13 protein-coding genes and 1 pseudogene are annotated in these 14,157 nt (G+C 72.7%); 9 read left to right on the top strand and 5 right to left on the bottom strand.

Annotation, left to right across the window (positions count from 1 at the left end):
- Window positions 1-11: 11 nt before the first annotated feature.
- Window positions 12-839, bottom strand: a pseudogene (locus K8Z49_RS43945) (DMT family transporter); the annotation flags it as partial.
- A gap of 46 nt (window positions 840-885) precedes the next feature.
- Here K8Z49_RS43945 and K8Z49_RS43940 point away from each other — a divergent pair.
- Window positions 886-1,467, top strand: a complete 582-nt coding sequence (locus tag K8Z49_RS43940) for a TetR/AcrR family transcriptional regulator (protein ID WP_021600347.1) — start codon at window positions 886-888, stop codon at window positions 1,465-1,467.
- Here K8Z49_RS43940 and secA2 read toward each other — a convergent pair.
- Window positions 1,439-3,763, bottom strand: coding sequence for an accessory Sec system translocase SecA2 (gene secA2, locus K8Z49_RS43935; RefSeq protein WP_024934628.1), 2,325 nt, complete (start codon window positions 3,761-3,763; stop codon window positions 1,439-1,441). The two genes, K8Z49_RS43940 and secA2, sit on opposite strands and share 29 nt — an antisense overlap.
- Window positions 3,764-4,000: 237 nt before the next feature.
- Here secA2 and K8Z49_RS43930 point away from each other — a divergent pair, with 237 nt between their 5' ends.
- Complete coding sequence (locus K8Z49_RS43930; RefSeq protein WP_021598817.1) at window positions 4,001-4,135, top strand: hypothetical protein; 135 nt, start codon at window positions 4,001-4,003, stop codon at window positions 4,133-4,135.
- Between the two features lie 102 nt (window positions 4,136-4,237).
- Here the strand turns inward: K8Z49_RS43930 and K8Z49_RS43925 are convergent, their stop codons facing one another.
- Entirely contained in the window at window positions 4,238-5,461 is a 1,224-nt protein-coding gene (locus K8Z49_RS43925; protein ID WP_021598818.1) for an ROK family transcriptional regulator, read from the bottom strand.
- Between the two features lie 254 nt (window positions 5,462-5,715).
- Between K8Z49_RS43925 and K8Z49_RS43920 the strand changes: the two genes are divergently transcribed.
- The 7 genes from K8Z49_RS43920 to K8Z49_RS43890 all read left to right on the top strand — a co-directional run bounded on the left by K8Z49_RS43920 (window position 5,716) and on the right by K8Z49_RS43890 (window position 12,894).
- Window positions 5,716-6,984 (top strand): extracellular solute-binding protein, encoded by a 1,269-nt coding sequence (locus tag K8Z49_RS43920; protein WP_412516917.1) that lies wholly within the window; start codon window positions 5,716-5,718, stop codon window positions 6,982-6,984.
- A 19-nt stretch (window positions 6,985-7,003) separates the two neighbouring features.
- Window positions 7,004-7,975 carry a carbohydrate ABC transporter permease gene (locus K8Z49_RS43915; RefSeq protein ID WP_021598820.1) on the top strand — a complete coding sequence of 324 codons (972 nt, stop codon included), beginning with the start codon at window positions 7,004-7,006 and terminating at the stop codon, window positions 7,973-7,975.
- Window positions 7,972-8,814, top strand: coding sequence for a carbohydrate ABC transporter permease (locus K8Z49_RS43910; RefSeq protein WP_021598821.1), 843 nt, complete (start codon window positions 7,972-7,974; stop codon window positions 8,812-8,814). The genes K8Z49_RS43915 and K8Z49_RS43910 overlap by 4 nt, the downstream gene beginning before the upstream one ends.
- Window positions 8,811-10,268 (top strand): glycoside hydrolase family 3 protein, encoded by a 1,458-nt coding sequence (locus K8Z49_RS43905; protein ID WP_412516916.1) that lies wholly within the window; start codon window positions 8,811-8,813, stop codon window positions 10,266-10,268. The genes K8Z49_RS43910 and K8Z49_RS43905 overlap by 4 nt, the downstream gene beginning before the upstream one ends.
- 287 nt (window positions 10,269-10,555) lie before the next feature.
- Entirely contained in the window at window positions 10,556-11,020 is a 465-nt protein-coding gene (locus K8Z49_RS43900; protein WP_075019701.1) for an RrF2 family transcriptional regulator, read from the top strand.
- Between the two features lie 10 nt (window positions 11,021-11,030).
- Window positions 11,031-11,855 carry a DNA-formamidopyrimidine glycosylase family protein gene (locus K8Z49_RS43895; RefSeq protein ID WP_412516915.1) on the top strand — a complete coding sequence of 275 codons (825 nt, stop codon included), beginning with the start codon at window positions 11,031-11,033 and terminating at the stop codon, window positions 11,853-11,855.
- A 154-nt stretch (window positions 11,856-12,009) separates the two neighbouring features.
- A complete protein-coding gene (locus K8Z49_RS43890) occupies window positions 12,010-12,894 on the top strand; it encodes a LysR family transcriptional regulator (RefSeq protein ID WP_075019699.1) in 885 nt (294 codons plus the stop codon).
- Here the strand turns inward: K8Z49_RS43890 and K8Z49_RS43885 are convergent, their stop codons facing one another.
- Both K8Z49_RS43885 and K8Z49_RS43880 read right to left on the bottom strand, forming a co-directional pair.
- The gene (locus tag K8Z49_RS43885; protein ID WP_021598266.1) at window positions 12,895-13,401 is read right to left on the bottom strand and encodes a hypothetical protein; all 507 of its coding nucleotides are present in this window, start codon (window positions 13,399-13,401) and stop codon (window positions 12,895-12,897) included. It lies immediately after the preceding gene.
- A 152-nt stretch (window positions 13,402-13,553) separates the two neighbouring features.
- Entirely contained in the window at window positions 13,554-14,021 is a 468-nt protein-coding gene (locus K8Z49_RS43880) for a Dps family protein (RefSeq protein ID WP_021598265.1), read from the bottom strand.
- Window positions 14,022-14,157 lie beyond the last annotated feature (136 nt).

The following is a 14,157-nucleotide window of genomic DNA, read 5'->3' as shown; positions in this document are numbered from 1 at the left end:
GGTGTGAGCGTGCTGCCGAACATCAGCCATCCCCACAGCATCGTCGTGGGCGGCGTGAGGTAGAGCAGGGCGGACACCCTGGCCACGCCCGTCCGCTGGACGTTGATCCAGTAGAGCCCGTAGCCGCCGAGCATCGCCAGCGCGACCAGGATGGCGATGGCCGCCCAGAACACGGGGTCGGCCGGCGGCAGGAGGGAGCCGTCCAGTCCCGCGACGCCCGAGAAGACCACGGCGCTGATGCCCGCCTGGACGGCGAGGGCCTCGGGCAGTTCCGCCGAGGGCCGGGCCCGCCGCTCCAGGAGGGTCGCGCCGACGAGGGAGAGCATCGCGGCGAACGGCAGCGCGTACGCCCAGGCGGGCGCTCCCCCGTTCAGGTCGCCGCCGACGACGAGCAGGACCCCGCCGAGCCCCGCGACGAACCCGGCGAACTGCCGGCGGCTGATCGATTCGCCGAGCAGCGGCACGGCGAGCGTGACCGCGACGAGCGGCTGCAGGGCGGTGATCAGGCTGTTGATGCCCTCGACGACGCCGTACTCGGCGGCGAAGAAGACGCCGGCGAGGTAGCCGACCTGGCCGAGCGCCCCGATCAGGACGTGCAGCAGGAGGTCCCGGGACGGGACGCGGCGCCGCCGCCAGGCCACCCAGGCGCCGAGGACGGCGACGCCGATGATGAACCGCCAGGCGAGCAGGGCGGTCGCCGGCGCGGCCCGGGTGCCGAGCTCCGCGCCGACGAAACCGGAGCTCCAGGTGATGACGAAGGCGGCCCCCAGCAGGGCGTCCGTTCGGCGCGGGTGCACGGTCCTCCTAGGTATACATACCGGTATAGCTACAGAGTACATATACCGGTATGTATACTTGCGGTGTACCTCTGGGGAAGGAGCCGCGATGGCCGTCCGGGAAAGGCCGCTCACTCCCGCCGCCCGGCGGGTCCTCCAGGTGGCGAGCGAGCTGTTCTACGAACGCGGGATCGGCTCGGTCGGCATGGAGCTGATCGCCGCCGAGGCGGGGGTCACCAAGAAGACCGTCTACGACCGGTTCGGGTCCAAGGACGCGCTGATCCTCGCCTACCTGCGCGCGCGCGACGAGCGCTGGCACGCCTTCATAGAGGGCCGTCTCTCCGAGATCGCCGATCCGCGCGAGCGCGTCCTCGCCACGTTCGACGCGCTCGGAGAGTGGCTGACGACGAAGTGCCGGCGCGGCTGCTCGATGGTGAACGCCTGCGCCGAACTCCCCGAGCCGTCCCACCCGGTCCACCGGCTCGCCGCCGAGCAGAAGGCGTGGGTGCGGGCTCTCTACGCGGAGCAGGTCGGCGACGGCGCGCTGGCCGACCAGCTCCTCATCCTGCACGAGGGGGCGATCGTCGCGTTCAGCGTGGGCGGCGTCCACGACGCCACCGGGAAGGCCCGCGCCGCGGCCGCCGCGATCCTCCCCGCGACGCTCAGCGCCGCCGGCGCCCGAACATGTTGATCATGCCGCGCAGCGCCCGCTCGTCCAGGGACCCGAACGGGTTGTCGTGGACGAGGTACGTCCAGGTCGCCGAGGGGCGCTTCAGGCCCGCCGAGTCGAGGTCGATCCCGTCCCCGGACGCGGTGAGGGCCTCGAACGCGGCCACCGACCGCTTCCGCGCGTCGGCGAGCAGCCGCTTGCCCGCCGGCACCGCCTCCCGGTTGAACTCGACCAGCGGGTCCAGGCCGCGGCCGAGCGACCGCAGGTGGATGCCCTCGCGCAGGTCGGCGAGGTAGGCGAGGTGCTCGGCCCAGCAGCGGTCGAGCTGGTACAGGACGACCTGGCGCGCGGCGGCGGCCACCGCGTCCGCGCCCGCGGTCCCGGCGAGCTCGGCGTGCTTCGCGGGCGCCGCCGCGGCCATCGCGCGGTCGGCGGCGTCACCGCGCAGGACGCCGTCCCGCTCGGCCAGCAGCTCCCGCCGCTGCAACCCGATCAGGTGGTTGTACCGCCAGGTGTTGCGGTGCAGTTCGAGGTCGACGCCCTCCGCGACGCGCTGGGCGTGGCCGACGAGCCAGTGCGCGCCCTTGCCGGTGACGCGGCCCTGGTCGTCGGCGGGGTCGTCCGGCTTCTCGTCGGGCGCGTAGCGGGTGACCAGGTCGTCCTGGAGGCTGGTGAAGAACACCGAGCCGCCGGGGTCGCCCTGCCGCCCCGCACGCCCCCTGAGCTGGTCGTCCAGGCGGCTGCTGTGGTAGCGGCCGGTCCCGATGACCAGCAGGCCGCCCGCCTCGGCCACGCGGTCGTGGTCGGATCCGCCGGCCTCGGCCGGGGCCTTGCCCGGCTCCGCGGACGGGCTGCCGCCGAGCCGGATGTCGGTCCCCCGCCCGGCCATCTGGGTGGAGACGGTGATCGCGCCGTACGCCCCCGCCTCGGCGATGATCGCGGCCTCCTCGGCGTCGTTCTTGGCATTGAGCACGACCCGGTCCAGCCCGGCGCGGGCGAGCCGGCGGGCGAGCCGCTCGGACTCGGCGACGTCGCCCGTGCCGATCAGCACCGGGCGGCCGGCGGCGTGCGCGGCGGCGATCTCCTCCACGATCGCGACCTCCTTGTCGGCGGCGGTCGCGTAGAGGCGGTCCGGCTCGTCGGCGCGGACGCACGGCCGGTTCGGCGGGACGACCGCGATCTGCAGCGCGTAGAACTCGGTGAGCTGCCCGGCGACGGCCATCGCCGTGCCCGTCATCCCGCACCGGACGGGATAGCGCCCGATCAGCTCCTGGACGGTGATCGAGTCGAGGATCTCCCCGCTCGGCGACGCCTCCAGGGCCTCCTTCGCCTCGACCGCCGCCTGCAGGCCGTCCGGCCAGCGCTGCAGCAGGGCGACCCGGCCCCGCGACTCGCTGACCAGCTTCACCGCGCCGTCCCGGACGATGTAGTCCACGTCCCGGAGCAGGAGGACCTCGGCGTGCAGGGCCACGTTGACCGCGGTGAGCGTGCCGAGCTGGTCCGGCGCGTACAGGTCGACGCCTAGGACGCGCTCCACCTCGCGGGCCCCGGCCGGGGTCAGCTGGACGTTCCGGGCCTCGTCGTCGGTGGTGTAGTGCAGGCCGGGCCGCAGCCGGCGGACGAGGTCGGCGTACTGCGGGTCGGCGGCGTCGAGGTCGGCGGCGCCCGCGAGGACGAGGGGCACCATGGCCTCGTCCACCAGGACCGAGTCGGCCTCGTCGATCAGCGCGACGGACGGCTCGGGCAGGACGAGGTCGTCCGGGTCGGTGACGAGCCGGTCCCGGAGGAGGTCGAAGCCGACCTCGCTGACCGGCGCGTACGTCACGTCCGCCCGGTACGCGGCGCGCCGCTCCCCGGGCGTGGACGACTGGCCGACCCAGCCGGCGGTGACCCCGAGCAGGGAGTACAGCGGCTCCATCCACTCGGCGTCGCGCCGCGCCAGGTAGTCGTTGACCGACATCACGTGCACCTGCCGGCCGCGCAGCGCGTACCCGGCGGCCGCCAGCGCCCCGGCCAGGGTCTTGCCCTCCCCGGTCGCCATCTCCGCGACATGCCCGGACAGCAGCGCGAGCGTCCCGATGAGCTGGACGTCGTAGGGCCGCTCCCCCAGCGCCCGGCGGGCCGCCTCGCGGCCGAGCGCGCACAGCTCCGCCAGGTCCTCCTTCTCGCGCAGGGCGGACGCCGCGGCGGTCAGCTCGGCGTCGGACAGCTCCCGGACGCGGGGCTCGCGCGCACCGGCCTCCTCGGCCAGCGCGCGGAAGGGCCCGAGGTCGACGCTGCCCGGCTTCTGGACGAGCCGCCGCAGCCGGTCACGCAGCGCCACGGCGCCTCCTCGGTTCGTCGCTCACGGTTCCCCCAACGGCAGGTCGCGCACGTGCGTTCCCCATGATCGCAGTGCCGGGGCGGAGCGGCACCGGCGCCGTCTCCGCTGTTGGTCTGACCTCGATTTCATTCCTTGGGCGGATCCCCTCCACCCCTCGCGTTTGAAAGCATGAGGCCATCACGGGGTTTGCGGTGGCCGTGGGGAAAGCGCCACCGCGGAACGGGGTTCGCCATGACACCTACGGCACGCAAGGCCGCCGCACTCCGGCGCAAGCGCCAGATCATCAGCCAGACCGTCATCGACCGCGCGCTGAACGATCCGCGGCGGCACAAGGAGACCGCGGTCGCCGCGGCCGCCGCCAAGTAGGAACCGCCAAGCAGGAACGTGCCAAGCAGGAAACGCCGAGCAGGAACGCTCCGCACGGCCGTCGAGGCGCCCCCGCCGATCCGGCGGGGGCGCCTCGCGGTTCTAGGACTCCCCCGCGGACGAGAAGACGTCGTCGCGGGCCTGCTCCAGCGCCGCGTGCAGGGCGCCGCGCAGGACGGGATCGCCGGTCACCCCGGTCACCGTGACGGTGGGGCGGGTCGGGCTGATCCGGCCGACGATCTCCTCGATGCGGGTGGCGAGGGGCCGCCCGCCGGCCAGGCCGAGGCTGCCCGACAGCACCACCAGGCCCGGGTCCAGCACGATGTTGACCGAGGTCACGCCGTAGCTGATGCGGTTGGCCAGCTCGTCCAGGAACGGGCCGCCGCGCTCCTCGTCGGCGGCGGCCGCGCGGACGCAGTCCACCGCGGTCGGCTCGGCGATGCCGTGCTCGTGCGCGAGCGCGCGGACGGCGTCCGCGCCGACCAGGGCCCCGTAGCCGCCGGCGAGGGTGGGCGTGCCCCAGGTCACCGACTCGGTCACGCCCTCGTCCTGCGGGCCCCGGCGGGCGGCGCCGAGCGGCAGCGGCGCGCCGGGGACGGGCAGGTAGCCGATCTCCCCGGCGCCGCCCCACCGGCCGCGGTGCAGCCGGCCGCCCAGCATCACCGACATGCCCATGCCGCGGTCGAGCCACATGAGCGCGAAGTCGTCGGCGCCGCGCGCGGATCCGTACGCCCGTTCGGCGATGGCGGCGAGGTTGACGTCGTTCTCGATGGTCACCGGGCGACGCAGGTCGCTCCGGAGCTCGGCGAGGACGCCCTCGTGCAGCGCCGGCAGGTCGAAGGAGAACTGGATGTCACCGGTGCGCGGGTCGACGACTCCGGGGGTCCCGATGACGCAGGCGTTCAGCTTCGACATCGCGACGCGGGCGGACGCGCAGGCCTTGGCGACGGCGTTGTGCACCAGCTTCACCGGCTCGTCACCGCCGTTGGGGTCCACGGTGACCTGGGCGACGACGTGCCCGGTGATGTCGGCGACGCCCGCGGTGACCCCGTCCGGCCCGACCTCCAGCCCGGCGACGTAGGCGCTGGACGGGACGACCGCGTAGAGTGCGGCGTTCGGGCCCCGTCCCCCCGCCTGCTCCCCGACCACCGAGACGAGCCCGCGCTCCTCCAGCCTGGACAGCAGCTGGGACGCGGTCACCTTGGAGAGCCCGGTGTGCTCGCCGATCTGGGCGCGGGTCAGCGGGCCCTGCTCGACCAGCAGGTCCAGTGCCGCGCGATCGTTGAGCTCACGCAGCAGCCTCGGCGTTCCCGGGCGTCTTGCCATGCTGGCACCCCTGATGTCTCAATCCGCTAACGAGCAGTTTTGTTTAGGAAAGTTTCTTGTTAGTTTACGCCCAAGCGCCGACCGGTCCGGTACCCCGGGCCGGCGGAGCCCGCAGAGCGCGGACTGGCGAGCAGGGCGCCCGCGATCGATGCGAATGCGAGAGGGGCATGGCCAGGACCTTAAAGGGTCCGTGCCGTCCCCACCCGCACCGCCGGCCACACGGCCGCGCGAGGCGATGCCGGAAAGGATCCCCAGTGAGGTACATCAAGGTTGCGGCCGCGGCGGCCGCGATCGCCCTGGCCGCCACGGCCTGCGGCGGCGACAGCAAGGACGACGAGGCGGGCGGCGGCAAGGACCCGGCGCAGCTGAAGGTCTGGATGATGGGCGACGGGACGCCCGAGCAGACCAGGCTCCTCGACGGCGTCGAGGCCGAGTTCAAGCAGAAGCACCCGAACACCGACGTCCAGATCAAGTACGTGCCGTGGGCGCAGGTCGCCACCACGTTCCAGAAGGCGGCGGCCGGCGGCGAGGGCCCGGACGTCACCGAGCTCGGCAACACCGACGTCCAGTCCCACGTCGAGCAGGGCAGCCTCGCCGACATCACCGACGAGTTCGGCGGGTGGGCGGACGGCAAGACCCTGAACAAGACCGCCCTGGCCAACGACCAGGCGGACGGCAAGACCTACGCGGTGCCGTGGTACGGCGGCGTCCGCGGCGTGTGGTACCGGACGGACTGGTTCCAGGAGCTCGGCATCCAGCAGCCCAAGACGTGGGCCGACCTGACCGCCGCGGCGAAGAAGGTGCAGGACTCCAAGAAGGTGCCCGGCATCGGCATCCCGAGCGACCAGACCAACGCGCTCCTCAGCTTCATCTGGGGCAACGGCGGCGACGTGGCCGCCAAGCAGGGCGAGGAGTGGAAGGGGCAGCTCGACCAGCCGCAGGCCGTCGAGGCGGTGAAGTACTACGCCGGCCTCGTGACCACCGAGAAGGTCGCGCCCGAGAAGTACGTCGGCAAGAACGAGCTGGAGGGGCCGCAGCGCGACTTCGCGCTCGGCAAGCTCGGCATGTACGTCGACGGCAGCTGGGCCCTGAAGGAGATGACGAAGATCTCCGAGAAGAACGCCGACAAGTGGGGCGTCTTCCCGATCCCCAGCAAGGCGGGCGGCAACGCCCCGGTCATGGCGGGCGGCTCCGACCTCGCCGTCTGGAACGACAGCAAGGCCAAGGACGCGGCGTTCGACTACATCACGGTCCTGAACAACGCCAAGAACGCCAAGGCCTGGGCCGACTACAGCGGCTTCTCCTCCATGCGGTCGGACGTCACGTTCACCGACCCGAAGCTGGAGATCTTCACCCAGATCGCCGGCAACACCAAGTTCCCGCCGATCAGCGCGGGATGGGGCGAGTTCGAGCAGGCCAAGAAGGTGCTGCCGAACGCGGTGAAGGCCGTCATGCAGGGCAAGTCCGCCGAAGAGGAGATGAAGAAGGCGAACGAGCAGGCCAACACGCTGTTGAACCCGTAACACGGCTGATCGGAACGTCATGCTCGACACCGCTCCCGCGGTGCGGAAGGCACCCGGCCGGAAGTCCTCCGGCCGGGTGCGGCCCCGCCGCCGGCCCCGCCTCGGGCCCTACCTGCTGATCGCGCCGACCGTGCTCGTGATCGCCGTCCTGATGTTCTGGCCGATGATCCAGATCGGGATCATGTCGTTCCAGAAGGTCGGCAACCGCCAGCTGCGCGGCGAGCCGGCCGAGCAGGTCGGGACCGAGAACTTCGACACGATCCTCAACGACCCGTTCTTCTGGCAGACGCTCCGGAACACGGTGCTGTTCGCCGTCGTCGCGGTGACCCTGACCATGGTCGTCGGGACGCTGGTGGGGCTGCTGCTCAACAAGCTCGGCAAGCGGATGTCGGGCTTCGTCGCGGGCGGCGTGATGGTCGCCTGGGCGACCCCGCCGGTCACCGCCGCGATCATCTTCAGCTGGCTGTTCGGCTCCACCGGCGGCGTCGTCAACTGGGGCCTGGACCTGCTGCCGGACGCCCTCGTCGGCGGCGGCTGGAGCGACTACAACTGGTTCGCCACACCGCTGTCCACCTACACGGTCCTCACCGTGTGCGTCGTGTGGCAGGCGTGCCCGTTCGTCGCGGTGTCGGTGCTGGCGGGGCTGAAGAGCGTCCCGGGCGAGCTGTACGAGGCGGCCCGGGTGGACGGGTCCGGCGCCTGGCGGACGTTCTGGAGCCTCACCTACCCGATGCTCAAGCCGATCTTCCTCGTGCTGCTCGTCATGTCGATCATCTGGGACTTCAAGGTCTTCACCCAGCTGTTCATCATGTCCGGGATGGCCAACCGCGACGCGTTCAACCTGTCGCTCTACGGCTACTCCGAGGCGTTCGGCTCGCTCAATCCGAAGCTCGGCATGGGCTCGGCGATCGCGCTCGTGCTGACGCTCATCCTGCTCGTCGTCACGGCCCTCTACGTACGGGTCATGGTCCGTCAGGGGGAGACACGATGAGACGCTCACTGCCACGCAGGATCGCACTGAACGGGACGGGGCTGCTGGTCTTCCTGATCGCGGTCTTCCCCGTCTTCTGGATGGCCTCCACCGCGTTCAAGCCGAACACAGAGATCTTCAGCACGACGCCGAAGCCGCTGCCCGCCCACCCGACGCTGACGCACTTCGACCTGGTGCTGAACGGCGGCATCGCCGAGGTCTCCTTCTGGGAGTACTTCCGCAACAGCGCGATCCTGGCGCTCGTCACCGTGCTGGCGTCCGGCCTGCTCGCGCTGATGGCCGCCACGGCCGTCGCCCGGTTCCGGTTCCGCTTCCGCACCACCTTCCTGATCATGCTCCTGGTGGTGCAGATGGTGCCGCTGGAGGCGCTGGTCATCCCGCTGTTCCTCGATCTGAAGCAGCTCGAACTGCTGAACAGCCTGTCCGGTCTCGCCATCGTCTACATCGGCTTCGCGGTGCCGTTCGCCATCTGGATGCTGCGCGGGTTCGTCGCCGCGGTGCCGCGCGAGCTGGAGGAGGCCGCCGCGATCGACGGCGCCGGACCGGTCCGGACGTTCTTCACCGTCATGCTGCCGCTCGTCGCCCCCGGCCTGGTGGCGACCAGCATCTTCTCCTTCATCACCGCCTGGAACGAGTTCATCTTCGCGTTCACGTTCCTGGACGACCAGAACAAGTACACCCTGCCGATCATGCTGCAGTTCTTCTTCGGCCGCAGCGGCAACGCCTGGGGGCCCATCATGGCAGCGTCCACGCTGCTCACCATTCCCGTCATCGTCTTCTTCCTGCTGGTCCAGCGCCGTATGGTGTCCGGCCTCACCGCCGGGGCGGTGAAGGGGTGACGACCGACGACACCGCGACCACGGCGGAGATCGCCCGGCTGGCGCGCGGCACGCTGCTGCCGTCCTTCCACGGTTCGACCGCGCCGCGCTGGGTGCTGGACGAGCTGGAGTCCGGCCTCGCCGGCGTCACCCTGTTCGCCCTGACCGGCAACGTGCCGAGCCCGGAGTCGCTGGCCGCGCTCACCGCGCAGATGCGCAAGGCCGGCGACCCGTTCGTCACGATCGACGAGGAGGGCGGCGACGTCACCCGGCTCGGCGGGCACGCGACCGGCAGCCCCTACCCGGGCAACGCCGCGCTCGGCGCCGTCGACGACCCCGAGCTGACCCGGCGGATCTACCGCTCGCTCGGCGCCGAGCTGGCCGAGGTCGGCGTCAACTTCAACTTCGCGCCGTCGGTGGACGTCAACACCGCCGACGACAACCCGGTGATCGGGACCCGGTCGTTCGGCTCCGACCCCGAGCTGGTCGCGCGGCACGCCGCGGCGTCCGTCACCGGCACGCAGGAGGCGGGCGTCGCCGCCTGCGCCAAGCACTTCCCCGGCCACGGCGCCACCGTGGACGACTCGCACCTGTCGATCCCGCTCGTGGACGCCGACCTGGACCTGCTGGACCGGCGCGAGCTGGTCCCGTTCCGGGCGGCGATCGAGGCGGGCACCCGCGCGGTGATGACCGGGCACCTCAACCTGCCCGCGATCACCCGCGGCGTGCCGGCCACCCTGTCCCACGACGCGATCACCGGGCTGCTCCGCGAGCGGCTCGGCTACCGGGGCGTGATCGTCACCGACGCGCTCGACATGGAGGGCGCGAGCGGCGCGATCGGCATCCCGGAGGCGTCCGTGCGGGCCCTCGCCGCGGGTGCCGACCTGCTGTGCCTCGGCCCGCACGAGCAGGCCGAGACCGTCGAGGCGACGCTCGCGGCGGTCGACGAGGCCGTGCGGACCGGGCGCCTCCCGGTGGCCCGGCTGGCGGACGCCGCGGAGCGCACCGGCCGGCTCCGCGCGTGGCTCGCCGGGCACAGCCCCGCCGTCGTCGACCGCGCCGCCGGGCTGGAGGCCGCCCGCCGCGCCATGCGGGTCACGGGAGCGCTCCCAGGTTGGGAGGCGGCGCCCCTGGTGGTGGAGACGGAGTCGACCGGCAACATCGCGGTCGGCCCGACCCCCTGGGGCCTGAACCCCTGGGCGCCCGACGCCGTCCAGGCCGACGGCGCGGACGGGACGGCGGACCGGATCCTGGATCGTGCCAGGGGCCGCGGCCTGATCGTCGTCCTGCGGGACGCGCACCGGCACGCCGGCCAGCGCGCTCTCACGACGGCACTGCTGACGGCGCGCCCCGACACGGTCGTCGTGGAGATGGGCCTGCCCGTCTGGCGCCCCGGCTCGGCCACCTACCTGGCCACCTACGGCGCCGCCGCCGCGAACGCCCAGGCCGCCGCCGAACTCCTGGGGCTCTGTTAATGGCATTCCTCTCCTCCTTCGGGCCTGGAGGCCCTGCTGTGTTTATTGCAGTGCCCTCCTCCTTCGGGCCTTGGCGGCCCTCCTTCGTCGGGTACTGCGGGCGATCGCTGCATCGCTCCGACTCGCCTTGCGGCTCGCTGCGCGATCAGGTTCTCGCTTCGCTTGAACCTGCCTTCGGACGCGATCGCAACCATTGAGGTCGGCGCGCTCGGTGGGTTCAGAGCCTGGTCCCGGCGAGCGCGCCGTTCCCTACCCGAGTGGTCCGATCGGCAAGGGATAATGCCTACATGCGATTGTCCGCCAGGGTCGACTACGCGTTGCGCGCCGCCGCCGAGCTGGCGGTCGCCGGGAGTCACCCGGTGACCGCCGTGCAGCTCGCCGAGGCGCAGCAGATCCCGCCCAAGTTTCTGGAGAACATCCTCGGCCAGCTCCGCCGGTCCGGGCTCGTCCGCAGCCAGCGGGGGCCCGAGGGCGGCTACTGGCTGGCGCGCCCGGCCGAGCGGATATCCCTCGCCGACATCATCCGGGCGATCGACGGGCCGCTGCTCGGCGTCCGGGGCGAGCGTCCCGAGCACGTCGGGTACGAGGGGCCCGCGCGCTCGCTGCAGGAGGTGTGGATCGCGCTGCGCGCCAGCGAGCGGGCGATCCTGGAGCAGGTCACCCTCGCGCACATCGCGGCCGAGGAGCTGCCCGCGCCCGTGCGGAAGCTGACCGAGGACCCGTCCGCCTGGGAGAGCCCCTCCCTGATCTGAGGGGAGGCCGATGCCGGAGGGGGACACCGTCTGGCTGACCGCCCGGCGGCTGCACGAGGCGCTGGCCGGGCGGGCGCTGACGCGCTCCGACTTCCGCGTCCCGCGGCTGGCCACGGTCGACCTGCGCGGGCGGACGGTCCTGGAGGCGGTGTCGCGGGGCAAGCATCTCCTCGTGCGGGTTGAGGGCGGGCTGACCATCCACACGCATCTGATGATGGAGGGCCGCTGGCAAGTCCGGCGTTCCGTCACGGGCCGGCCCTCCGCGAGGGGCGCGTCCGGAGCCGTGCCGCGCGATCATCGGGTGCGGCTGGTGCTGGAGAACGCGGAGTGGCAGGCGGTCGGCCACTCGCTCGGCATCGTCGAGCTCCTGCGCACCGCCGAGGAGGACGGCACGGTCGGGCATCTCGGGCCCGATCTGCTCGACCCGTCCTGGGACGCGGAGACGGCCGCCGAGGCCGTGGCCCGGCTGGGCGAGAGGCCGGACCGGGCGATCGGCGAGGCACTGCTCGACCAGACGCGGCTCGCCGGGATCGGCAACGTCTACAAGGCCGAGATCCTCTTCCTGCGGGGCGTGCATCCGTGGACCCGGGTGAGGGACGTTCCCGACCTTCCCGGCCTCGTGCGGCTCTCTCACCGGCTGCTGGACGCCAACAAGGAGCGGCACGGCCACATCACGACGGGCGACCGGTCGCGCGGGCGGGAGCACTGGGTGTACGGGCGGGCCGGGCGGCCCTGCCGCCGCTGCGGAACCCGGATCGAGCGCGCGGACCAGGGAGCCGGGCCCGGCGAGCGGATCACCTACTGGTGCCCGCGCTGCCAGCCCGCCGCCGGCTAGGGGTCGGCGCCCGCCCTCCCCCGAGGTGCCCAGGGCGGGTCGCCGCCTGTCCGGGTCGCCGGATCCCGCGCCCGTACGACCGATCGTCGGCCCACGACAGCCCCAAGTCAATTCTCGGGTTTCCTTATCGACCCCTTCGCTCTACCTTGGGTCGGTGACCCTGGACGATCTTCGCGTGTTCGTGGCCGTGTGCGCGTCCGGCAACCTGAGCGCCGTCGCGCGCGACCTGTCGTGCAGCCAGTCGGCCGTCAGCCAGCACGTGAAGCGGCTCGAACGGGAGACCGGGCTGGTCCTGCTGGAGCGGCGCCCGCGGGGCGTGGTGCCGACCCGCGCGGGGCGGATCCTGGACGAGGCCGCGGCGGAGGGCATCGCGGGGCTCGACGCCGCGCTGCGCCGGCTCGACGACCTGCGCCGCGGCGTCGGCGGCACCGTCCGGATCGCGACCGGCGCGACCACCGTCCGGCACTTCATGGCGGCCGGGGTGGCCGTGTTCCGCGCCCGCCACCCCGAGGCCGCGCTCCAGTTCGAGACGGCCGGGTCGAGCCGGCGGTGCCTGGAGGCGGTCCGCGCGCACACCGCGGACCTGGCCTGGGTGACGATCGGGCCGCCGCTGGAAGGGGTCGAGCAGAGGGCGTCCTGCGAGCTGCCGTGGATGCTCGCGGTGCACGCCGCCGATCCCCTGGCGGGCCGGGAGGCCATCGCGTTGGACGATCTGTCCGGGATCCGGTACATCGAGCTGCCCGCGCATTCCACGTCCCGCGTGCACCTGGAGATGCACCTGGAGCGGCACGGGGTGCGGCTGGCGTCCACCACGAGCGTCGCCGACTGGGACACGGCGCTGCTGCTGGCCGAGCTCGGCCTCGGCCACGCGATCCTGCCGGCGCTGCCGGGCTGGGGAGGCGGGACGGGAGACGTCCGCCTGGTCCCCGTCCGGGACCTGCCGCCGCTCACCGCCGGCTGGGCCGCCCGCCGGTGGGACGCCCTGAGCCCGCTGGCCGTCGAGTTCGCCGACACCGTCCTGGACCACCTGCGGACGTGATCAGCGCACGCCGACCCGCCCGTTCGCGACCGTCAGCACGGCCTGCGGACGGCCCTCCCCGCAGCCCGGCCCGTTGGGGAACGTGGCCTTCGGGGTCACGTCGAGGCTCTGGTCGAGCACCGTCCGGCCGTCCGCGTCGCGCAGCCTGACCGTGACCCGGACGGGCTCTTTCGGGAGTCCCTCGACCTGCGCGAAGCCTGCCTTGCCGCCGTCGGGGGACGCGGACGCCCCGCAGACGGCGTCGGGCTCGTCGCCGTCGCAGCCGGTCGAGACCGCCGTCGACGTGGGGTGCAGCTCGATGCGGGGCTCCCGGCACTCCCCGTTCCAGCAGACCCGCAGGGACGCGGTGTCGATCCGGGCCGCGTCGGGCGCGGGCACGGCCAGCCGCAGGCCCGGCATGGACCCGATCGCCGTGCAGGGCCGGCCCGCTCCCTCGCCCCCGGCCCCGCAGGCGGCGAGGGCGAGCGCCGCGGCGCCGAGTGTGACGGCTCTGCTGAGAAGGCGCATCCCTCATAATCTCCACATTCCGGGCCCGGCGGCACCGGAACGCCGGAAGGCCCCGGCCCCGCACCGAAGCGGTGCGGGGCCGGGGCCGTCTATGGTGTCTCGTCCGCCCGGTGCGCCGGAGTCGCGCTGCCATGGGCGGGCCGGAACGCGTATCAGGTCTGCGCCTGGAACATCCAGTGCTGCTTTTCAAGTCCGGCGGTGATGCCGATGAGCAGATCCTGGGTCACCTGGTCCGGCTCGTCGGTCGCCGCGATCCGCTCGCGGAACCGGCCGATGATCTGCGCCAGGGTGTCGGTGATCGCGGCGACGACCTTGTCGTCGTCCAGGTATCCGGCCTCCGGCTGCGGGACCTTGCTCTTGTCGGCGACCGTGCGGGCACGGCCGTCGGGGTTCACGCCGATCGTCACGGCGCGCTCGGCGACGTCGTCCTGGCCGGCACGGGCGAGAGTGACGATCTCGTCCAGGTGCTCGTGGACGACCTTGAAGTTACGCCCCGTCAGGTTCCAGTGCGCCTGCTTGGCCACCAGGGCCAGATCGATGAGGTCGATGAGAGCGCCCTGCAGGGCGTCCCCCGCGACCCTCTGGTCGGCCTCGCCGAGCGGGCTCTTGATCGCCGCCATGTCGGGCTCCTTCCGCATCGTTACGGTTATCCCTCACAACACGGAACGATCCCCGGAAATGTCGCATTCATGCGTGAGGCCGCGCACACCCGCGGCCCCGGTCGGCGCATGAGAACGGGCCTGGAAACGGGCCGGG

Origin of the sequence: Actinomadura madurae, from assembly GCF_047130825.1 — a bacterium.
Lineage (GTDB): Bacteria > Actinomycetota > Actinomycetes > Streptosporangiales > Streptosporangiaceae > Spirillospora > Spirillospora madurae.
Note: the sequence above shows the minus strand (reverse complement) of the source record. Positions and strands in the feature narration are given on the sequence as shown.